The sequence below is a fragment of the Fundidesulfovibrio sp. YSD1 genome, assembly GCF_055397115.1.
The window spans coordinates 3,152,848-3,174,145 of record NZ_AP043666.1; the positions used below are offsets into that span (position 1 = coordinate 3,152,848).

Consider the following 21,298-nt stretch of genomic DNA (forward strand, 5'->3'; position numbering starts at 1 on the left):
CGGCTTTCACGGGGAGGCCCAGAGCCTCCCCGCCTCCAACGGGGCCCCGGCCCCCTCCATCCCCGGCGGCGTCCGCGCGCCCGGCGGACCGCCGCGCCCAGAGTCCAGGTGACGTGACCCGGGAAAACGGGTATTACGTTTTCGAAACGCGCGGACACGGCGCCATTCGTAAACACCTTGGATTCGGCAGGCGGCATGGAGGCATTTCCGGGCTCGGAAAACCCCGCTGAAAGGGAAGCGGCGGCCAAGGCGCGCGTGTCCTCGCTGTGCGAGGAGATCGGCGCGTCGGGCTGCCCGCGTTGCCGCACGGGGCGGGTCTACCTGCTCGGGTCGGGAAGGCGGCGCTGCGGCGGCTGCGGCTACACCTTCCACGAGCTCACGGGCCGGTTCATGGGCACCGGGGGCTTGAGTTGTTCCCAGTGGCTGGAGCTCGTGTCGCTTTTTTCGCGCGAGGTGCAGGTGAAGGAGGCCGCCGACGAGCTCGGCGTGGCCTACAACACCGTCTACAAGGCCATGGACGCCCTGCGCCAGGCAATCCTCTCCCAGGCCATCGACGCCCGGCAGATCCGCCAGGCCCTCTCCGCCAGGAGCCACGGCTCGTGGCCGCCGGTTTTCGGCATCATGGAGCGCGAGAACTGGGTCTTCGTGGACCTGGTGCCCGACGTGGACGCCACGGACCTGACCCTTTTCAAGCTGCACTTCAGGCTGAAGACGTCGCGCGTGGGCTCGGTGATCTACACCGGCCCCATGCGCGGCTACCTGGGCCTGGTGTGCTGCGGCGGGCCGCAGTGGGTCAGCCCGGCGCTGAAGAACCGCGACGGGGCCCTGCCCCTGGACGAGGACGGCGGATTCTGGGAGTACCTCAAGTCGAGCCTGGGCAGGCTCCAGGGGGTCTCGGCGGAAAAGTTCCCGTACTACCTCAAGGAGCTGGAGTTCCGCTGGAACCACAGGGGGGAGGACCTGACGGGCCTGGTCACGCGCGTGGCCCTGGCCTTCCGCCCTGCAGACGATCAGTGAGCCCCGGCCCGGGGGAAAAGAAAAACGGCCCGTCTTCCAGGGGAAGAGGGGCCGTCTGCTTTTGTGCGCTGCTTGCGGAGATTACCAGCGCTGGGGGCGGCGCTCGCGGGGGCGGGCTTCGTTCACTTTCATGGTGCGTCCACCGCAGTCGGCCCCGTTCAGGGCCTGGATGGCTTGCTGGGCGCCGGCATCTTCCATCTCGACGAACCCGAAGCCACGGGGACGGCCCGTTTCGCGGTCATTGATGAGCTTCACGGAGTTGACCTGGCCGTAAGCCTCGAACATCTGGCGCACCTGGTCTTCGGAGGCGCTGAAAGGCAGATTGCCGACGTAAATGTTCGTCACCATACTCGAAAATGCTCCTGCAAGAGGTTACCGTAATCGGCGGGCACCCTGCCCGCCGTTCTATCCAGCAAGTCTTCGCACCCGCTACGCGCCGAGGCGCAGCCAAGTGAGGAGTTTGCCTGGACCGGTCCGTCCCCCCCGCATACCGCGAAACCGGACATACAAACTCATGTAAAAGCGGCGGTAGCTGGATTTGAATACTGCGTCAATAAAAAAATTTGGCGAATCGAGCATTTTGACGATTTCGTCAGGCTTTTTTCAGCCCAGGAGAGAGCGCAGCCCGTCCTCCTCGCTCGAATGGATCGCCGCCAGCTCCGACAGCCCCGAGGCCTCGAAAACCCTCCGGAAATTCCGGGGCTTGCACGCGATCGCCACGGGGACCGAGCGCGCGGCCTGGTCGCTGATGATGGCGGTGAGCCCGGCGATGCCCGCGCCGTTGATTGAGGCGCACTCCGAGACCGTGATGAGAAGCCCGGCCAGGCGCTTCCTGGCGGCGATCTCGCCCGCCACGTCGTCCAGATCGGTGGAGAGGTTCCCGGCGATGTCCAGCACGAGCACGCCCTCGGCCTCGCGCAGGACGGTGGCGGGCTGGTGCTCGCTGCGACGGCGGATGCGCTGCTCGGCGCGCGAGAGCGCCCCGGCCAGGGCCTCCTGCGAGATGGGCTTGTCGATGAAGTCGGCGGCCTTGAGGTTGAGCGCGGCCAGGGCCAGCTCCACGTCGCCGTGCCCGGTGATGACGATCACCTCGGTGGCGGGGCGGCCCGCCTTGATGCGCGAGAGCACGTCCATGCCGTCGATCCCGGGCATCTTGATGTCCGTGATCACGATGGGGTAGTCGCCCGCCTCGAAGAGCTCGAGCCCCCGTTCGCCCGAATCCGCCGCCACGGGCTGGTGGCCCATGGCCTGGAGCAGGAGCTCGAACATGGCCAGGGTGGGCCGTTCGTCGTCGATGACCAGAACTTGCGTCATGAAAGCCTCACGCGGCGGCCGGAGGGAAAAGCAGCTTGAAGGTGGTGCCGTAGCCCACCTCGCTGCCCACGTGTATCTCCCCGCCGTAGTCCTTGACTATTCCGTATGATATGGCCAGGCCCAGGCCCATGCCTTCCCCGGTCCGCTTCGTGGTGAAGAACGGCTCGAAGATCTTGCGCAGGTCTCCGGGCGAGATGCCGCACCCCGTGTCCGAGACGCTCGCCGCCACGGAGCCGTCCTCCAGCCAGGAACGGATGACGATCTCCCCCCCCATGGGCCTGCCCGAGAGCACCGCGTCGCGCGCGTTGGCCACCAGGTTGAAGAACACCTGCTCCAGCCTGTTGGCGTGGGCCAGGATGTGGGGCAGATTCTCCGTAAGGTCAAGCTCCACCTTGATGTTCTGGATGGAGAGCTGCTTGCCTATGATGGTGAACACGCCCCGGATGGGCACGTTGATGTCCACCTCGTCGGGCGTCAGGTCCGACTTGCGGCCGAACTCGCGCAGGTGCGAGATGATCCCGGCCGCGCGGTCCACCTGGGCGCTTATCTCCTCGGCCACCTGGCGGAAGCGCTCCTTGGGCAGCTCAAGCCCGCTCACGGCCGTGAGCTTCAGGAAGTCGCTGCCCAGCTTGATGGCGTTCAAGGGCTGGTTGAGCTCGTGGGCCATGCCCGCGCTCATCTCGCCCAGGGTCTTCATCTTGCTGGCCTGGATGAGCTGGGCGTCCTTTTCCACCAGGTCGGAGATGTCCGTGGCCGAGAAGATCACCACGTCCTTGCCCCTGTAGTGGGCCATGGTGGCGTGGATGTTCACGAAGATCGTGCGGCCTCCGCGCGTCACGTGGGTGACTTTCGTGTAGAGCACGTGGTCGCCGGGGCCGCCCTCGTGCAGGAAGCGCTGCACCCCCGCGCCCGGGCCGGGGGGCTCGATGTCCGCCACGGTCATGGAGGCCAGCTCGCGCTTGGAATAGCCGTATAGCTCCTGGGCGCGGGGGTTGGCGTCCAGGAAGCGCATGGAGGAGACGTCCAGCACGAAGAACGGGTCCGGGTTGGCGTCGAAGAGCGGCCGGTAGCGCTCCTCGGATTCGCGCAGCCGGTGGCGGTAGAGCTTGATGGACCAGACCATGTTGGCGAAGGCGTCCGCCAGTTGCACCACCTCGTCGCCGCTACTTTTGCGGTAGAACTTGCAAGGGTTGCAGGTCCTGGGCGGGCGCTCGCGGCCCGGGCCCTGCTCGTCCAGGTGCCAGCAGGGCAGGTCCGTGTCGCAGTAGGCCGGGCACTCCTTGGGGTTCCAGGGGGAGCCGCCGATGTCCTCGGGCTGCTCCAGGTTGCCCCGGCTGATGGTCTCGGCCGCCCGGGTGAGCCGCGAGAGCGGCTTGACCACGTAGCCCGAAAGCACCAGCGCGATGAGGAAGATGATCACCACCACCAGGGAGATGAAGCCCAGGAAGGTGAGCCGCAGCTTGCTCACGAGGCTGTCTATGTGGCTCTGCTTGAGCCCCACGTGCACCCGGCCCAGGGTGTAGATGCCCTCCTGGATGGGCACGGAGATGTCCAGGGCCTCGCTGCCCTCGAAGCTCACGGGCCTGAACAGGGTCTCCTGGCTGTCCGGCCTGCCCGCGATGGCCATGAGTTCCGGCGGGAAGGGCCTGATGAAGGTGTGGGCCAGCAGGTTGGCCTCGTTGTCGGTGATGAAGATGTAGGCCACCAGGGCCTTGCGCTCGCCAAGTTGCGCCGCGTCGAAGATGAGCGAGACGAGCCCGGCGCGGTCCTTGTCCAGGATGAAGCCCCCGCCGCGCTCCGCGATGGACTGGGCGATGGCCGCGCCGCGCAGGTCGAGCTCGCGGCTCAGGCTGCTCACCAGGATGCCCCGGGCCAAGAGCGCGATGACGCCGCTTATGAGCAGCACCACGCCAACCGTGGCCAAAAAGATCTTGTTGCGCAGGCTCAGCTTGCGGACGCGAGTGAGCATCTCATCCCCCGGGGCGGCAGTGGGCGCGCCCCGCCGTCTCGGAAGGCCTCATGGGCATTCCCGCGTGGAAAAGGGGCGCGACCAGTCCGTGACCAGTACGAAGCGGCCCTTCTCCAGCTTGGTGAAGTAGACGCGCTCCAGCCCCTGGTGGTCGCTGGGCCCGTAGGCCAGGGTGTCGGCCAGGCCCAGGGAGTAGTCCCGGATGGACTCCACGGCGTCGATGAAGCGCTCGCGGTCCAGGCCCGGCCCGGCGCGCTTGAGCCCCTCCACCAGCACCTTGGCGTTCACGTAGCCTTCGAGGCCCACCGCCGTGGGGGAGTGCCCCGGGTGGGAGTTGCCGAGCAGTTCCTCGTATTCACGCACGCCCCAGAGCAGGGCCTGGGTCTCGGGCAGGTCCGGCGGGGGCATCACCTGGGAGATGAGCACCTTGGCGTCCTCCCCGGGGCCGAGTCCCTTGGCCACCTCCTCCGCGCCCACGAAGGACACGCAGTAGAAGACCAGGTCCGGGTTGCGCTCCTTGGCCAGCCGGATGAACTTCACCGAGGGCGCGGACGTGCCGATGATCACCACGGCCTGCGCCTCGCCCTCGAGGATCTTGGAGAGCCCTTCCTCCACGTCCATGATGCCCCTGGCGTAGGAGCCCCTGGCCACGGGGGCCAGGTTGTAGCCGCGCAGGGCCAGCTCCGTGCCCTTGAGCCCGTCGAAGCCGTAGGCGTCGTACTGGTAGAACACGCCCACGCGCTTGAGCCCCAGGTCCTCCACGAGGTGGCGCACCGCGGCGGCCGTCTCCTGGTAGTAGGAGGGCCGCACGTTGATCACGTAGCGCTGGAAGGGCTCGCGCAGGTCGTAGGCCCCGGTGAAGGCCCCCACCAGGGGGATGCGCGCCTCCACGAGCATGGGCAGGATCTTCGTGGTGGTGGGCGTTCCCACGTAGCAGGACAGGGCGAAGACCTGGTCCTCCACGATCAGGCGCTGGGTGTTGTCCACGCAGTGGGGCGGGTCGTAGCCGTCGTCGCGCGCCACCAGCGTGATCTTGCGCCCGTGCACCCCGCCCATGGCGTTGACGCGGTCGATGTAGGCCGTGGCCCCGCGCAGGGTCTCCTGGCCCAGGTAGGCGGCGTGGCCCGTGAGCGGCAGGCTCGCCCCGATGCGGATCTCGCTTTCCGTGACGCCCTGCCTGCCGGTCTGAGGCTGGGGCGCGGGGGGCCTCTCGCAGGCCGCCAGGAGCACGAGCAGGAGGGCCAGGGCGGCGCGGATCACCTGAGCCCCTCCAGGGCCTTGGCCAGCACGCCCAGGTCCGGCCGGGAGTTGATGTCCGTGACCTCGGCGAAGCGCACCACGCCCTGCTTGTCGATGACGAACAGGGCGCGCTCGCTGACGCCGTCGGAGCGCAGCACGCCGTACTTCGCGGCGAGCGCCCCGTGCGGCCAGAAGTCCGAGGCCACCGGGAACCACAGCCCGCCCATCTCCGCCACCCAGGCGTGGAGCGACGGCAGGTTGTCGCAGCTGACGCCCAGGAGCACGGCGTCGGCCCCCTCGAAGACGCTCCTGGCCAGGTTGTAGCCCGGCCACTGCCCGGAGCACACCGGGGTCCAGGCCGCCGGGACGAAGGAGATCACCACGTTCTTCTTGCCGAGGTAGTCGCCCAGGCGCACGCGCTTGCCGTCGATGCCCGGCAGGTCGAAATCCGGGGCCTTGTCCCCGGGCTTGACCTTGAGCTCGCTGTCCCGGGGCTTGAGCGCGCCCGGGTCGTAGATCAGGCGCTGGGGCACGGACGGCTGGGCCTGGGCCGCGCAGGCCGAGGCCAGGAAGAACGCCAGGGCCGCGATGAGGGTCGGGCGCAGCATGTCATTTCCCCTTGCCGAGGCCGGTCTTGGCCAGCACGCCGTCCAGGAAGGCCTCGGGCGAGGTCATGCAGCCCAGCTGCGAGTCCACGATGACGAAGCCCTGCCCCTGGCGCTTGAGGATGTAATAGAAGGGCGTGCCCACCTGGCCCAGGGCCTTGTAGGCGGAGAAGTCCATGTCCGGGATCAGGGGGAAGGAGATGCGGAACTTCTCGCGGAACACGTTGACCTCGAAGGCCGAATTGCCCGCGCCCAGCCCCGCGAGCTTGAGCTTGTTCGAGAGGCCGCGCGCCGCGATCAGGCTGTTCAGCTTCGCCAGTTCCGGGCCGTCCTTCTGGCAGAACGGACAGTACATGGAGAAGACCACCAGGATCACGGCCTGGGCCTTGATGTCGGCCGCCTTGAAGGGCTCGCCCCCGGGGGGCAGCCCGAGCTGGCCGGCCTCGGCCGGCGTGATCGGCCCCGTGAAGACGATGTCCGGGAAGGCCTGGCCCACGGGCAGGGGCTTCATGTCGGCAGAGAGCGTCGCTCCGGCGGCCATGGCCCGGGTCGCCGGGAGGAGTGTCAGCAACGCGCACAACAGGAGGGCGGCGGTGTTCATGATGATCCTCGCGTATGGTATGGTGCGACAATAGACCAAAACGGCACGGCCTTCCACAGCCAAGAGCCCGGCGGAGGCGTCCGGAAAGAGAAGGCGGACCGGTCCCGCCGCTTTCCGATGTGGGAGGTCCAGTCCCGTCGGAAAACGACCGGTCAGCCGGTCCGCCTCGTTTCAAGGAACCCATGAGCCATTCGCTGGGGGGTCGAAGCCCCGGCCGCCTCCAAGGCGGCCGGGGCGCGGCTTACGGTTCCGGCTCTAGCCCCTTGCCTGACGCAGGGGGCCAAGCAGCATGTCCAGCGCGGCGAAGCGGGTGTAGCCCCGCGGGTCGGTCGCGTCGGACATGAGCGTCTTATGGTAGAGGTTGGGGGCGTACTCGGTCAGAAACACCACCCGGACCTGCTCGTAGTCCACGAGCACGGCCTTGGGGTTGGTCTTCTTGAGCTCCTCGAAGCGCTTCTTGCCCATGGCCAGCATGTCGGCGCGCTCGCCGAAGTTCATGGCCCCGGTGGGACAGGTCTTGACGCACGCGGGCAGGTGGCCTGCGGTCACGCGGTCGTTGCACATGTCGCACTTGGTCATGACCTTGGTCTTGGGGTCCTGCCTGGGGATGTCGTAGGGGCACGCGCCCTTGATCACGTCCAGGGGCAGGTCCTTGGTCTTCTCGGTGAAGAGGACCGCGCCGGTATCCTTGTCCTTGGTGATGGCGTCCTTGACGATGCCGTCGCCCGCGTCCTTGCACGGCGGGTCCACGCAGTGGCGGCACTGGTCGGGCAGGAAGAGCAGCTTGAGGCCGCTGTCGTCCGAGACCTCCTTGAAGCGCACCACCTTGAGGGTGATGGCCGAGAGGTCGGGCGGGTTCTGGTGCGAGCCCGTGTTCTTGGTCTGTTCCGCCGGAAGCTGCTTCCACTGCTTGCAGGCGACCTGGCAACCGCGGCATGCCGTGCAACGGGAGAGGTCGACGAAGAAGGTCTTGCCTGACATTTTCGTTTACCTCCCTACGCCTTTTTCACGTTGACCATGAAGGCCTTGGTTTCCGGAATGCCCGTGTTCGGGTCGCCGACCGAGGGGGTGAGCAGGTTGGCGGAGTCGCCGCCGTCCTTGGGGAAGACCCACCCGTAGTGCCAGGGGATGCCCACCATGTGCACCGTCTGCCCCATGACCTGCATGGGCTTGATGCGCTCGGTGACGATGGCGATGGCCCACAGCGAGCCGCGCGCCGATTCCACGATGCACTTGTCGCCGCCGGCGATGCCGCGCAGCTTGGCCAGCTCGGGGCTCATCTCCACGAACATCTGGGGCTCGCACTCGAGCAGCCAGGGGGTCCAGCGGGTCATGACGCCGGTCTGCCAGTGCTCCGTGACCCGGTAGGTGGAGCACACGAACGGGAAGCGCGGGTCGCAGACGGCGCGCGTCTCGGTGGGCCCCTGGAAGGTCAGGGCCGTGGGGTTGTGCAGCACCTTGGAGAACGGATGCTCGGGGATCGGGCACTCCAGGGGCTCGTAGTACTCTGGCAGGGGGCCGTCGTTGCGGCCGGGGCCGAAGATCTGGGCGAAGCCCTCGGTGGTCATGATGAAGGGGTTCTTGCCCGCCTTCTCGTCGGCCATGGGCGGCCAGGGGCCGTCGGGCACGTCGCCCACCCACTTGCCGTCCTTCCATTCGATGACGGCCTTGTCGGGCTGGTAGGGCTTGCCCTGCGGGTCGACTGAGGCGCGGCTGTAGAGGATGCGGCGGTTCACCGGCCAGCACCAGGTCCAGCCGGGGTACAGGCCGATCTTCTCCTGCATGGGGGTCTGGGTCTTGTCGCGGCGGGCGGCCATGTTCTTGTCCGTGTAGGAGCCGCAGTAGATCCAGTTGCCCGAGCAGGTGGAGCCGTCGTCCTGCAGGAGGCCGAAGGCGGGCACGGGCTCGCCGGCCTTGTAGGTCTTGTCGCCGATGGTCTTGTCGGTCATGAACCAGCCGTTGATGAGCTTGGCCACCTTGTGCGGGTCGAAGGCGTGGTTGGTGGCGAAGTCCCAGTTCAGGTTCATGATCGGGTCGGGGAACACGGCCTTCTTGTCGGCCTTGTAGAGCTTCTTGATCTCTTCGAAGAGCTCATAGATCAGGTCGCCGTCGGGCTTGGTGTTGCCCAGCGGCTTGGGCCCGGGGTAGCGCCACTGCATCCAGCGGCCCGAGTTGGAGATGGAGCCTTCCTTCTCGATGGACACGCAGCAGGGCAGGAAGAAGACCTCGGTCTTGATCTTCTTGGGGTCCATGCCCGGGCCCTTCCAGAAGGAAGCGGTCTCGGTGTCGAAGATGTTCACCGTGACCATCCAGTCCAGCTTGGCCATGGCCGCGCGGACCTTGTTGGCGTTGGCCGTGGAGGCCGCCGGGTTCTGGCCCCAGGCGAAGAAGCCCTTGAAGGCCCCGTTGTACATGGCGTCGAAGAGCGAGAGCCAGGAGTAGTCCTTGCCGTCCTCGCACTTGGGCAGCCATTTGTAGGAATCCTCGGGCTTCTGCTTGGGGTAGATGGCCTTCAGGTAGCTGGCCAGGTACTTGGGCCTGTTACCCCACCAGTTGGCGGACTTGGGGTCCTTGGTGACCGGGGTGTTCTTCTCGTTGTAGACCTTGAGGTCGGCCATGGAGGCCACGGGCGAGGGCACGTAGCCGGGCAGGATGTGGAAGAGCAGGCCCTGGTCCGTGGAGCCCTGCACGTTGGACTCGCCGCGCAGCGCGTTGATGCCGCCGCCCGCCGTGCCGATGTTGCCGAGCAGCAACTGCACGATGGACATGGCCCGGATGTTCTGCACGCCCACGGTGTGCTGGGTCTGGCCCATGGCGTAGAGCACGGTGCCGGTCTTCTCGGGCTTGCCGGTCTCGGAGAACATCTTGTAGACGGTCTCCAGCTTGTCCTGCGGGCAGCCCGTGATCTTGGAGACGTTCTCCAGGGTATAGCGCTCGTAGTGCTTCTTCATGATCTGGAAGACGCACTTGGGGTCCTGGAGGGTGGGGTCTTTCTTGATCTTGCCTTCGGCGTCGCGCGCGAAAGCCCAGGCGGACTTGTCGTAGGCCTTCTTCTCGGCGTTGAAGCCGGAGAACATGCCGTCCTTGAACTCGTACTTGTCGCCAAGGATGAAGGACGCGTTGGTGTAGTTCACCACGTAGTCCTTGAACATCATGTCCTTGCCAACGATGTAGTTGATCAGGCCGCCGAAGAAGCCGATGTCCGAGCCCGAACGGATGGGGGCGTAGTAGTCTGCCTTGGCGGCGGACTTGGTGAAGCGGGGGTCCACGACGATGAGCTTGCCGCCCGCGTCCTTGGCCCGCATGATCCACTTGAAGGAAATGGGGTGGTTTTCGGCAGGGTTGGAGCCGATTACTAAAACTGCATCACTGTTCTTGATGTCGATCCAGTGATTGGTCATCGCGCCGCGCCCGAACGACTCTGCCAGAGCCGCTACAGTGGCGCTGTGTCAGATACGGGCCTGATGTTCGATGTATGTCAGGCCCAGCGCGCGCAGCATCTGCTGGTAGATCCAGCACTCCTCGTTGTCCATGGCCGCCGAGCCCACGGAGGCGATGGCTTCCAGGCGGTTGACCTCGAGCCCCTTGGCGTTCTTGGCCTCGAAGGCCGCGTCGCGGACCTTCTTGACCCGCTTGGCGATCTCCTTGAGGGCCCAGTCGTAGGACTTTTCCTGCCACTTGTCGGAGTTGGGGGCGCGGTAGAGCACCTTGGTGAGGCGCCGGTTGTTCTCGCCCAGCTGCCAGATGGACGCGCCCTTGGGGCACAACGACCCCTCGTTGATGGGATGGTCGGGGTCGCCTTCCACGTTCACGGCCCGGCCCTTGCCGTCCTGCGCCGTGGAGACGATCAGGCCGCAGCCCACGGAGCAGTAGCAGCACACGCTGGTGGTCTGCTTGCAACCCTTGAGCTTGGCCAGTTCGGCGGCGGCGTGGACCGTTGTCAGGTCCAGCCCCAGGCCTCCGAAGGCCGTGACCGCCGCCGTCGCGGCAGTCAGTTTGAGAAAGTCTCGCCTCTCCAGTGACATGTCTTTCCTCCTGCCAGAGGTTGCGTCAGCCGGCACGGGTGTACCGGCCGAGAGTTACCAGGAGCTTCACGCCCCAGGGCGCGGCTGGATCGGGAGGGCAGGCGGACGGCGCGCCGGCACGCGGCCCGGCAGGGCGGGCGCTCATGCGCGCCGCCTTGAACAGGGCCGCGTCCATGGACAGTCCCAGGCCTTGGAAGGCCACCGGCGGCATCGCCCCACCGACGCCGCGCCGTGTCTGTTCTCCCTTGTTCCGCATGTGGCGACGGTTAGGCGACAAGTGCCTTTGAAGTCAAAAAAACATGGCTTCTTCGCATTCTGACACAGCGGCTGGAATAGGCGCGCCGGGGGCTTGAAAAGCGCGCCGCGTTGGGCCATGTCAGCCGGACCGAGCGGACCTGGAGCGGCAATGAACAATGATCGGCAGGAGCGGGCCTTCAAGATCGTCGTATCCGACAAGAAGGCGAACAAGCTGGGGCAGGGCGGCACCGCCAGGCAGGAAGCCCGTTCGATCTATTACTACGCCGAGGGCGACCAGGAGGGCACGGTGCAACTCCAGGCCCTCAACAGCGAGAACGTGCCGTCGGGAAGAAAGCGCGGGGTCACCCTGGAAGAGTTCATGGACTCCTACCGGCCCGAGCCGCTCTTCTACTACAACAAGGTCAAGCCCGCCATGGAAGGCCTGGAGACCGAGCTCCAGAAGGGAGAGGGCCACCTGGAGTCCGGGCGGCCGGACCAGGCCCAGAAGTGCTTCTCGCGCGCCCTGGCCGTGGACGAGGAGAACATCCGGGGCGTGTTCGGGCTCGGCATGTCCTACCTGGCGGCGGGCAAGCTCGAGGACGCCGAGGCCATCCTCGGGCGGATCATGGAGCTGGAGATGGCCTTCGCCCCGGAGCACATCCACCTCTTCAACCGCTTCGGCATCCAGATGCGCAAGGCCGGCATGCACGGGCAGGCCCTGGACTACTACGCCAAGGCGGCCGCCCTGAACGGCGAAGACGAGCACCTGCACTTCAACACCTGCCGCATCCACTACGAAATGGGCGACCTCGACAGCGCCTTCTCCTGCGTGGGCAGGGCCCTGGAGCTCAACGGCGGTTTCGAGGAGGCGCGGCTGATGCGCGCACACCTGCTCCGGCGCAAGCCGGAACTCGATGCCCCCGGGGAGGCCGGGGCCGAGCCGCCGAAGCGCGACTACGAGGGGCTGGACCTGGACGGGGCGCCCTGGGAGGAGAGCTAGGCCCAGGCGGCGGGGGAAGGGGAACGCGGGGCGGTCAGCCCTTTGGGTCGAGCATGGAGTCGACGGTCTCCAGGCGGTCCATGAACTCGCCCAGTGCCGCGCTGGCGTCCTTGTCCGCGTCGTCGAAGCTGGCGCTCAGGAACCTGCCCTGGGACGCGTCCGCCATGGACACCACCCGGGCCGGGCAGACCATGCTGGCCTTCGGCTCCAGCGCCAGGCTCAGGTTCACCTTGTCCCCGGTCATCAGGTTCACGATCTTCTGCTTCTGGAACATGTCCAGCACCAGCCTGCACCCGCCGCGGCTCAGGTCCACGATCACGGCCGGGGAGGTGAAGAAGTCGTTCTCGACCATGGCCGGGATCAGGCACTTCACCCGCCTGGACTTGCGCAGCTGCAGCCGCTCGGCCGCCGTGGGGTAGGTGAGCGCCACCAGGGGGTAGGGCTTGTGCGTGGCGGAGATCACGTCGCAGGAGAACCCGAACAGCTCGCCGTCCGTCTCCAGGCGCAGGGTCAGCGAGGCCCCGGCCGTGGCCAGGCGCGTGATGCCCGGCACCATGGGCAGCTTGACGAACAGGTATTCGTAGGGGTCCGTGCCGATGATGCGCCCCCAATAGCGCTGGGAGTCGCCCATGGCCTGGACCATGACCGCCTGGCCCGGCTTGAAGGCCACGAACATGCCCAGGTCGCGGCGGGACCTGTTCTCCGTTCGCGTGCCGGATGACTGCATTCCGTAATTATACCGGAACATTTCCGATTTGAAAAGCGGCCACTCGCCGGGGAAAAAAAGGGAGCCTCGCGGCTCCCTCTCGTTTCGCGCGGGCAGTCCCGGCCTAGAACATGTCCTCCGGGGACACGCAGGCGATGCCGAAGGCCTCGCCCACGGCCTTGCAGGTGAGCACGCCGTTGTGGGTGTTCAGGCCCAGGAGCAGGCTCTTGTCTTCCTTCAGGGCGTCCAGGCCCTTGGCCGCCAGCTTCAGCGCATAGGGCAGGGTCTGGTTGGTCAGGGCGAAGGTGGAGGTGCGCGGCACCGCGCCGGGCATGTTGGCCACGCCGTAGTGCACCACGCCGTCCACCACGTAGGTGGGGTCCTTGTGGGTGGTGGGCTTGATGGTCTCCACGCAGCCGCCCTGGTCCACGGAGACGTCCACGATCACGGAGCCCTCCTTCATGGTGGAGAGCATGTCGCGCGTGACCAGCTTGGGGGCCTTGGCGCCCACGATCAGCACGCCGCCGACGACCAGGTCGGCCCCGGCCACGGCCTCGCGGATGTTGGGCTCGGTGGAGGTGATGGTGGTCAGGCGGCCGCCGAACACGTCGTCCAGGTACTGCAGGCGCTTGTGGGAGACGTCCATGATGGTCACGTTGGCGCCCAGGCCCAGGGCCATCTTGGCCGCGTTGGTGCCCACCACGCCGCCGCCCAGCACCACCACCTTGCCGGGGGCCACGCCGGGCACGCCGCCCAGGAGCATACCGCGCCCGCCCTGGCTCTTCTCCAGGCAGTGCGCGCCCACCTGGGTGGCCATGCGCCCGGCCACCTCGGACATGGGCATGAGCAGGGGCAGGCTGCCGTCGGGCAGCTGCACGGTCTCGTAGGCCACGCCCGTGCACTTGGAGGCCAGCAGGGTGCGGGTCAGTTCCTCGGCGGCGGCCAGGTGCAGGTAGGTGAAGAGCAGAAGCCCCGGGCGCAGGTACTGGTACTCGGAGGGGATGGGCTCCTTGACCTTGATGACCATTTCCGCGCCCCAGGCCTTGGCGGCGTCGGTGAGAGTGGCCCCCGCGGCCGTGTATTCCTCGTTGGATAGTCCCGAGCCGATGCCCGCGCCGTCCTCAACGAGGACCGTGTGGCCCGCGCGAACGAGGGAGGCCACTCCGCCGGGGGTCATGGCCACCCGGTTCTCCTGCGGCTTGATTTCCTTGGGAATGCCGATGAACATTGATGTTGTCCTTGTTGAGGGTGTTTGGGCGATCGTCTTTTGTTCCTGTGGGAGGAATGCCGTTCCAACTATGAGAAACCCGGCGTCCTCTCCGCGAAGAGAGCAATTCCACGAAAGCAACGAAATTGTCAATATCCCTTGTTCGAAGTCCGAGAAAAAGAGTGCGGCCAAAAAATGCGGGACAGCAGAGGGCGCCAGGGTTTTCAGCGTGTCAGTTAGCGTATGGAACGCGCGGGGACAAGCGGGCGGAAGTTTTTTCGCGCGGCCACGGGGCCGTTTCCTGGAAGGGCGGGCGGGCCAGGCGGAATCGCGGGACGCAGGAGCAAAGAAAGGACTGCCCGCCGGGGCGGGGAAAGCGGATCCCGGCGCGCGAGGCACAGCCCGCGAGCCGCGCGTTGAAAAAGCCGATCCCCGCAGCCCGCTCGAGAAGCCTGCCGGCGGGGCGCGAAAAAAAACCAGGGCCCGGCGCGTGGTTCACATACGCGAGGGCTCTGGCTTGTTCGAGGCTACGCCGCCGCCAGCGGTGATTCGGGGGAGGCTGCTAGCGGGCCGCTTCCGCCCGGGCGTGGGTCTTGGCCGGGGACTTCTTCTTCTGGCGCGTGGGGGCCGGGGCTTCCTCGGCGGCGCGCTTGAAGCCGTACTCGAGCAGGCGCGCCGTCTCCACCTCGCGCACGATGGGGTTGCGCGCGCCGAGCACCACCGCCACCAGCCGGGTGTTGCCCCGCTTGGCCGTGGCCGTGATGTTGTAGCCCGAGGCGCACACGAAGCCGGTCTTCAGCCCGTCCACGCCCTCGTAGCGGTTGAGCAGCGAGTTGGCGTTGCGGTGGGTGGCCCCGTGGTAGGTGTGGGTGGTCATGGAGTGGACGGAGAGGCTCTCGGGGAAGCGCTTGAGGTAGGCGGCCGAGAGCTTGGCGATGTCGCGCGCGGTGGAATACTGGCCGGTGGCGGGCAGGCCGTTGGGGTTCTTGAAGGTGCTTCTGGCCATGCCCAGGCTCTTGGCCTTGGCGTTCATCTGGGCCACGAAGCGCCTGGAGTCGCCCTTGCCCATGTACTCGGCCACGGCCACGCAGGCGTTGTTGGCCGAGACCACGCTTATGCCTTTGATGATCTCGGACAGGGGCACCTTCTCGCCCTTGTACAGGCTCATGGTGGAGCCGCCCGTGCGGATGGCCAGCGGGCTCACCGGGATGGGCGTGTCGGGCTTGAGCCTGCCCTGGGCCATTGCCTCGCGCACGAGAAAGAGCGTGAGCACCTTGGTGATGGACGCGGGGGGGATGCGCTCGTCGGCGTCGTGGTCGTAGTAGACCTTGCCGTTGTTCAGGTTCATCAGGAACGCGGCGTTGACGTTCAGGTGCAGCTCGTTCTGGTCCTGCGGAGGGACGGCCTTGGCCGCGCGTTTCTTTCTTCCCTGCTTGGCGGCGGCCTTGCCCGAAGAGGATTGTATTCCCTTCGAGGACTTGGATTCCCCGGATACGGCCTTGCGCTCTCTGGAGGAGGCCGCGTGAACGGGATCGGACAGCCAGGCCAACGAAAGCAACAGGGCCAGGGCCAGGCACAAAAGACGCGGGCAGTGGCCTTTCCAGTCGAAATGCACCCTCATGCGGCCGGTTCTTACGGCCATCAAGGGTTCAGGTCAACAAAGGATCAGAGGGCGCGCAGCACGAAGAACCAGGCCACGCCGAAACCCATGAGCGCCAGGCACGGCAACGCCACCGCGCGCCAGGAGCGGGCCAGGTCCACGCCGAAGTACTGGCAGGTCATCACGAAGCAGATGTGCAGGGGCGAGGCCATCACCCCGGCGAAGCCCGAGACAAGGGCGAGCATGGCCCAGGCCATGGCCTGGTCGCGCATGCCCAGCTGGTCCAGGAGGCCAAGCATCAGCGGGAAGGCCGCGCCCACGAAGGCCATGGTGATGCCCGCCACCATGCCCACCAGGGCGGGCACGAACACCGCGGAGGTTATGAGCGCCGCGCCGCCGCCCAGCTTGACCATCTCGCGCACCACCCCGGCCTGCTCCATCACGCCGTTGAAGGCGAAGATGGCCGCCACCATCAAAAGCGTCTGGCGCAGCTCCTTCTGCATGAGGCTCTGCCACAGAAAGGACATCCCGGCCTTGTTCTGGGCGAACACGCAGGCCACGGCAGCCACCAGCGCGCCCATGATGCCGACCTCGAAGGAGGCCTCGGGGAAAAGCGAGGACACGGACGCCTCCAGGGCGAACGACCCGCAGATGGCGATGAAGAGCGGCAGGCCCAGGCGCGCCACCGCGCGGACGTCGCGCCTGGCCGGTTCGCCCGGGGCGGCGTCCAGGGCTTTGAGCTTCGGGCCCATGGGCCTCAGGATGAACCACCACCCGAGCGCGAAGAACCACAAGGTGCCGAGCCCCGTGTGCAGGACCACCGTGGAGAGCGGCAGGTTCAAAAGACCGGCGGTCATGATGATGCCGGGGTAGAGCGGCCAGGAGAGCTCCCAGACGTGGCGGAACCAGTAGTTGACCAGGGCCAGCTCCTGGGTGGAGAGCTTGAGCGGCTCGCCGGTCTGGCGAACCATGGGCGCGGAAAAGGCCGCCCCGCCGGGCATGGGCAGAAGCCCGATGAGCACCGGGAAGAAGATCAGCCTGAGCCTGCGGCTGGGCAGGAAGCCCGTGAGGGCCTCCATGAGCTTGATGGACTGGCCCGTGCGCTCGAGCACGTGCGAGAGCATGAGGATGAGCACCACGATCAGGGCCAGGGACACGCACTGCCACGTCATCGCGGCCTTGGCGGCCGTGACGGCCCAGGCCACGGGGCCCATGCCGAAGAGAAGCGCCATGAGAAGCCCCCCGGCCAGGATGGACGGGCCGATGCCGAATTTCAGGCGCATGCCCGCGAGCATGGCCGCGAACACCGCCAGGACCTTGGCCAGGGCCAGAACGCCTTCCCAGATCATCGCACGTCTTCCTTTGCGCCGTCGTGGCGTCTCTTCGGCCCCGGCGGGACGCCCTTACGGCTTGGGCGGGCCGGCCAGGATCATCTCGGCCAGGGTCATGTCCACCTTGGGGGCCTGGTTTCTCCTGCTGCCCAAGAAATCGAGCTCCAGCTGCGCGAGCTCGCGGTAGAGCCCGGTGCGGTCCACCCGCTCGTGTTCGCGCCCGCCGATGAGCTCCATGCACGCCGGGCAGCCCGGGAAATCGCGCAGGCCCGAGCGCCCGAGCAGGAAGTTGGGCACGCCGTACATCCGGCAGATCATCATGCGGTGTTCGTAGACCCCGCATTTGCCCTCGTCGTTGAGCGGGCACATCTCCGAGGGGACCTCGCCGCGCGAAAGGGCCTCGCTGGTCTTGAGCACGTAGTCCCGGGCGCGCTGCACGTAGAGGGCGCGCTTGTCTTCGCTCAGGGCGTTTAAGCCCTCCCAGAGGTAGTGCCACTCCACGTGCGTGTGGTGCTGGAAGTAGCTCACGCAGCAGTTTTGCGCGCAGCCCTCGCAGGTGAAGCCCTCGGGGGCCGCCTGGGCGAAGGCCTGGGCCATCTTCTGGTAGAGCGCCGCCAGGCGGCGGGACAGGACGCGCTTGCTCGTGTGTTTCATAGGGCCTCCCGAAGTCCGGGATTTCCCCGGCGAGAAGGCCCGATACCGCCAAACGCGCCCGAACTCAACGCCGCGTTTGCTCCCTGCCCGCTTGGGCCATGGCTTCTGTGCCGAAAACGTCCTCCATGACCTCCAGGGCGAAGCGCGCCGACACCGTGGCCGGGCCGCCGCCCATCTCGATGCCCACCTCCACGGCCTCCAGCACCTGGCCCGGCGTGGCCCCGGACGCGGCGGCCTGGCCGATGTGCCACTGCATGCAGGAGCGGCAGTCGATGACCACGGAGATGCCCACGGCGATGAGCTCCTTCGTCGCCTTGGGGAGTTGCCCATCGGAGTAGGCCGCGCGCTCCATGTCCAGGAAAGCGGCGTACACGGGGGATTTCAGGTCCAGGAGCTTCTTGTGGGCCTTCTTGCGTTCGAGATCGAGGCCGCGCAGGGCTTCCTTTCCGGCTGTCATGGCTGGCTCCTTGTGTGGTTCGGTTATTCCGAACGGGATGTGCTTCGTGGCCGCCCCTTGTGGATATGCGTAGCTTCGGGCAAGCTCCACGGCAAGCGACAATGCTCGAATCGTCGATTCAGGAAAATCGAACCATGCTCGACCTGCGCCTGCTGAGGACTTTCCTGGCCGTGGCCTCGCACAGCTCCTTCAAGAGGGCGGCTGGCGCGCTCAACCTGGCCCCCTCCACCGTGACCGCCCAGGTCAAGGCCCTGGAGGACGAGCTGGGCTTCCCCGTGTTCGACCGCACCGGCCGGGAGGTGCTGCTCACGGAACAGGGCGGGAGGCTTCTTCGCCACGCGCGAAGGCTCCTGGACATGGAGGCCGAGGCCAGGCGGGCGCTCGGCTCCGGCGGCGAGGAGGGGGGCGAGCTGTCCGTGCGCGTCTCGGAGAGCCTCGGCGCGTGGTGCGTGCCAGGGGTGCTGGCCCGCTTCCGGGAGTCCTTCCCGCACACGCGCGTGAGCCTGGGCACGGCCTCGCGCCAGGGCCTGGCCCGCGACCTCTCGCAGGGGTTCACCGACCTGGCGCTCATTCTCTCCGAGCCGTTCTCGGGGCCCTCGCTCGAGGTCGAGGAGCTCGCCAGCGTGCGCCTGGCCGTCATCGCCCCGCCGGAGTCGCCCCTTTCCGGCCCGGTGCGGCCCGAGGACCTGGGCGCGTGGCCGCTTTTCCTCACGCGCTACGTCTGGAGCGCGCGCAGGCTCATCGAGGACGCCCTGCACCAGGCCCACGTGCAGCCCTCCATCGTGGAGTGCACGAGCGTGGAGATCGTCAAGCGGTGCGTCATGGAAGGCCTCGGGGTGTCGGTGGTCCCGGCCTTCGCCGTGTCCGGCGAGGCGCGGGCGGGGAGGCTCAGGGCGCTCGAGTGGGCGGGCGGGCCGCTTTCGGCGTCGGTGCTTTTGGTGCGCCGCCGGGACCGCTGGCTGACCCCTGCGGCGCGCGCCTTCATGGAGGCGGCGCGGGAGCGTTTCGCTCCGGGAAGCGCTCAGGCCTGACGCGCGCCGCCGGGCTCCACCCGGTTGAGCGGCAGCTTGATGATGAAGCGCGCGCCCGCGCCCTTCTCGGACTCCACCGAGATGGACCCGCCGTAGGTGTTGACCACGATGAAGTAGACCAGCGAAAGCCCCAGGCCGGTGCCTTCGCCAGGCCCCTTGGTGCTGAAGAGCGGCTCGAACACGCGCCTGCGCACGTGCTCCTCCATGCCCGGCCCGTTGTCCTCTATCTCCATCACCGCGAAGTCGTCCTCCCGCCGCAGGCGCAGGATCAACCTGGGCGGCCTGTCCGGGGAGGCGGCCCCGGCCATGGCCTGGGCCGCGTTGGCCAGCAGGTTGTAGACCACCTGCTCCAGGTCCGTGGGCGAGCAGAACACGGTGGGCACGTCCGGGTCGTACTTGCGCACCACGGCGATGCTGCGGAAGTCGAACTTCTTGGTCAGGTCGTAGTCCGTGGCCGCGATCTCCAGGGTGCGGTCCAGGAGCTCGGGCAATTGCACCGCGATGTGCGCCGACGCGCTCTTGCGGATGAAGCCCAGCATGTTCTTCACGATCCTGGCCGCGCGCTGGCCGGAGTCCTTGATCGTCTCCAGGAAGCCCAGGATGCCCCTTGCCTGGAGGTAGGCCTCCACCGCCTCCACCGTGGTGCCCGTCTCCTGGGCCGCCTTCCGGTTGGCCTCCATGGAGGGCTGGACCCGGCGCTGGATGTTCTGCACGGACTGGAGGATGCCCGAGAGCGGGTTGTTGATCTCGTGCGCCATGCCTCCGGCCAGGCTGCCCATGATGGACATCTTCTCGTTCTGGACCATGAGCATCTCCAGCCGCACGCGCTTGGTCACGTCGTCCACGCGCACCACCGCCCCGTCGACGCCGTTGGCCACGAGCGGGTAGGCCAGGACGTCCACGTAGCGGGCGTCTTCCGCGCCGGGCAGGGGGATGCCCTCGAACTGCGTCACCCTCTCCCCGGAACGGGGGCTTCCCGCGCTCGGGACCTGCTCGGCCAGCCAGGGGAAGGCCTCGTCCAGGGGCCTGCCCAGGGCCGAGTTCGCCGCCAGCCCGGTCAGGCGTTCCGCCCCGCTGTTCCAGTGCGTCACCGCCCGCCGCCCGTCCAGGCCGATGACGGCCGAGGGCATGGATTCGAGGATGTTGTTCAGCATGTTGCGCATCTTGCCCAGGGCCTTGGCCGCGTCTTCCAGCTCGCCCTGGCGGGTTTCCAGGGCCTGGGCCATGTCGTTGAAGGAGGCCGAGAGCTGGCGCGTCTCGCGACACCCCTTGACGGAGTCGGCCCGCGCGGAGAGGTCGCCCCCGCCCAGGCGCCGGGCGGCGGACACGAGCATCTCCAGGTCGCGCAGGATCAGCCGGTCGCGGATCAGGCGCGCCATGAACAGGGCCAGGGCCGCCGCCAGGAGCACGAGGCCCAGGTCGCGCACCAAAAGCCTGTTGGCGTCCTTGAAGATGTCCTCGTCGGTGAAGGAGACGCCGATGTTCATGTGCGGCGGCGCCACCTCCGAGAGGCGCAGGCGCTTGAACACGAGCGGCCCTTCCTCCCCCGAGGGGCGCGCGGCCCTGATCATCCCCTCGTCCCCCGGCGAGCGGCGCATGCGCTCCCAGACGTCCGCCGTCACGGGCTTGCCCAGGGGGTAGGCCGGGCTCGAAGGGTAGGCCAGCATGCGCATTCCCTTGTAATCCGACAGGGTCACTCGGGCCGAGGGCGGCAGCTTGAGCCCCGCCAGGAATTTTTCGTAAGCGTCCAGCGGGCAGGACATGCCGAGGACCCCCGTGACCGAGCCGTCCGCGTCCCGCACGGGCAGCGAGAAGACCTGCACGGGCTGGCCCGTGGCCCGGCTGTGGGTGTAGTCGCCCACGGAGAAGCCCTTGTTCGCCAGGGCTTCCTGGAAGTACTTCCGGTCGGAGAGGTCCATGCCTATGACCTCGGGGCGCGCCGAGGCGGCCACCTTGCCCTCGAGGTCCGTCAGGACGATGTTGGCGAAGCCGGGGTTGCCCTTGAGGAGCCCCGCGAAGAGCCAGTTGCAGGCTTCGCGGTCTTGCATGCGCACGATGGGGAGCATGGCCAGCGTGGTCAGCACCCCCTTGGCCTCGCCCACGATTCCCTGGTGCATCGCGCCCAGGCTGCGGATCAGGCCTTGGGCCGTCTCCACCGCGTTCTTCTCCGCGCGCGTCTTGCTCTCCCACCCCGTGACCGCGATGATGCCCATGGCGGGCAGCACGGCCAGCAGCACGATCAGGTTCAGTGCCCGGCGGATCGACCAGGAAAACCGTTTCGCTTGGCTTTGCTGCTCCATTCCAA

Annotated in this window: 18 protein-coding genes; 3 read left to right on the forward strand and 15 right to left on the reverse strand. The window is 67.4% G+C overall.

Annotation, left to right across the window (positions count from 1 at the left end; all coding sequences use genetic code 11):
• Nucleotides 1–195: 195 nt before the first annotated feature.
• The gene (locus tag ACZ5V4_RS14690; RefSeq protein WP_464315615.1) at nt 196–1,017 is read left to right on the forward strand and encodes a transposase; all 822 of its coding nucleotides are present in this window, start codon (nt 196–198) and stop codon (nt 1,015–1,017) included.
• Nucleotides 1,018–1,098: 81 nt separating this feature from the next.
• On the opposite strand, the gene ACZ5V4_RS14695 is transcribed toward ACZ5V4_RS14690, so the two are convergent.
• The 8 genes from ACZ5V4_RS14695 to fdnG form a co-directional block, all read right to left on the reverse strand.
• Nucleotides 1,099–1,365 carry an RNA recognition motif domain-containing protein gene (locus ACZ5V4_RS14695; RefSeq protein ID WP_464315616.1) on the reverse strand — a complete coding sequence of 89 codons (267 nt, stop codon included), beginning with the start codon at nt 1,363–1,365 and terminating at the stop codon, nt 1,099–1,101.
• 255 nt (nt 1,366–1,620) lie between these two features.
• Nucleotides 1,621–2,331 (reverse strand): response regulator, encoded by a 711-nt coding sequence (locus ACZ5V4_RS14700; protein WP_464315617.1) that lies wholly within the window; start codon nt 2,329–2,331, stop codon nt 1,621–1,623.
• Between the two features lie 7 nt (nt 2,332–2,338).
• The gene (locus ACZ5V4_RS14705) at nt 2,339–4,300 is read right to left on the reverse strand and encodes an ATP-binding protein (RefSeq protein ID WP_464315618.1); all 1,962 of its coding nucleotides are present in this window, start codon (nt 4,298–4,300) and stop codon (nt 2,339–2,341) included.
• A 48-nt stretch (nt 4,301–4,348) separates the two neighbouring features.
• On the reverse strand, nt 4,349–5,560 hold the full coding sequence (locus ACZ5V4_RS14710) for an ABC transporter substrate-binding protein (RefSeq protein ID WP_464315619.1): 1,212 nt from the start codon (nt 5,558–5,560) through the stop codon (nt 4,349–4,351).
• Nucleotides 5,557–6,147, reverse strand: coding sequence for a peroxiredoxin (locus ACZ5V4_RS14715; RefSeq protein ID WP_464315620.1), 591 nt, complete (start codon nt 6,145–6,147; stop codon nt 5,557–5,559). The genes ACZ5V4_RS14710 and ACZ5V4_RS14715 overlap by 4 nt, the downstream gene beginning before the upstream one ends.
• Before the next feature lies 1 nt (nt 6,148).
• Nucleotides 6,149–6,745 carry a peroxiredoxin family protein gene (locus tag ACZ5V4_RS14720; protein ID WP_464315621.1) on the reverse strand — a complete coding sequence of 199 codons (597 nt, stop codon included), beginning with the start codon at nt 6,743–6,745 and terminating at the stop codon, nt 6,149–6,151.
• A gap of 255 nt (nt 6,746–7,000) precedes the next feature.
• Nucleotides 7,001–7,726 (reverse strand): 4Fe-4S dicluster domain-containing protein, encoded by a 726-nt coding sequence (locus tag ACZ5V4_RS14725; RefSeq protein WP_464315622.1) that lies wholly within the window; start codon nt 7,724–7,726, stop codon nt 7,001–7,003.
• A 14-nt stretch (nt 7,727–7,740) separates the two neighbouring features.
• The gene (fdnG, locus tag ACZ5V4_RS14730; RefSeq protein WP_464315623.1) at nt 7,741–10,770 is read right to left on the reverse strand and encodes a formate dehydrogenase-N subunit alpha; all 3,030 of its coding nucleotides are present in this window, start codon (nt 10,768–10,770) and stop codon (nt 7,741–7,743) included.
• 406 nt (nt 10,771–11,176) lie between these two features.
• Between fdnG and ACZ5V4_RS14735 the strand changes: the two genes are divergently transcribed.
• Nucleotides 11,177–12,007, forward strand: a complete 831-nt coding sequence (locus ACZ5V4_RS14735; RefSeq protein WP_464315624.1) for a tetratricopeptide repeat protein — start codon at nt 11,177–11,179, stop codon at nt 12,005–12,007.
• 34 nt (nt 12,008–12,041) lie between these two features.
• On the opposite strand, the gene ACZ5V4_RS14740 is transcribed toward ACZ5V4_RS14735, so the two are convergent.
• From ACZ5V4_RS14740 to ACZ5V4_RS14765, 6 genes are all read right to left on the reverse strand, one after another.
• On the reverse strand, nt 12,042–12,734 hold the full coding sequence (locus tag ACZ5V4_RS14740; protein ID WP_464315625.1) for a flagellar brake protein: 693 nt from the start codon (nt 12,732–12,734) through the stop codon (nt 12,042–12,044).
• A gap of 103 nt (nt 12,735–12,837) precedes the next feature.
• A complete protein-coding gene (ald, locus tag ACZ5V4_RS14745) occupies nt 12,838–13,941 on the reverse strand; it encodes an alanine dehydrogenase (protein ID WP_464315626.1) in 1,104 nt (367 codons plus the stop codon).
• Between the two features lie 541 nt (nt 13,942–14,482).
• Nucleotides 14,483–15,541 (reverse strand): D-alanyl-D-alanine carboxypeptidase family protein, encoded by a 1,059-nt coding sequence (locus ACZ5V4_RS14750; RefSeq protein ID WP_464315627.1) that lies wholly within the window; start codon nt 15,539–15,541, stop codon nt 14,483–14,485.
• A 44-nt stretch (nt 15,542–15,585) separates the two neighbouring features.
• Nucleotides 15,586–16,869 (reverse strand): DUF401 family protein, encoded by a 1,284-nt coding sequence (locus tag ACZ5V4_RS14755; protein WP_464315628.1) that lies wholly within the window; start codon nt 16,867–16,869, stop codon nt 15,586–15,588.
• Between the two features lie 54 nt (nt 16,870–16,923).
• A complete protein-coding gene (locus tag ACZ5V4_RS14760; protein ID WP_464315629.1) occupies nt 16,924–17,505 on the reverse strand; it encodes a hypothetical protein in 582 nt (193 codons plus the stop codon).
• A gap of 64 nt (nt 17,506–17,569) precedes the next feature.
• Nucleotides 17,570–17,962 (reverse strand): carboxymuconolactone decarboxylase family protein, encoded by a 393-nt coding sequence (locus ACZ5V4_RS14765; RefSeq protein WP_464315630.1) that lies wholly within the window; start codon nt 17,960–17,962, stop codon nt 17,570–17,572.
• Between the two features lie 134 nt (nt 17,963–18,096).
• Here ACZ5V4_RS14765 and ACZ5V4_RS14770 point away from each other — a divergent pair, with 134 nt between their 5' ends.
• Nucleotides 18,097–18,993, forward strand: coding sequence for a LysR family transcriptional regulator (locus tag ACZ5V4_RS14770; RefSeq protein ID WP_464315631.1), 897 nt, complete (start codon nt 18,097–18,099; stop codon nt 18,991–18,993).
• Here the strand turns inward: ACZ5V4_RS14770 and ACZ5V4_RS14775 are convergent.
• A complete protein-coding gene (locus ACZ5V4_RS14775; RefSeq protein ID WP_464315632.1) occupies nt 18,984–21,293 on the reverse strand; it encodes an ATP-binding protein in 2,310 nt (769 codons plus the stop codon). The two genes, ACZ5V4_RS14770 and ACZ5V4_RS14775, sit on opposite strands and share 10 nt — an antisense overlap.
• Nucleotides 21,294–21,298: the final 5 nt, after the last annotated feature.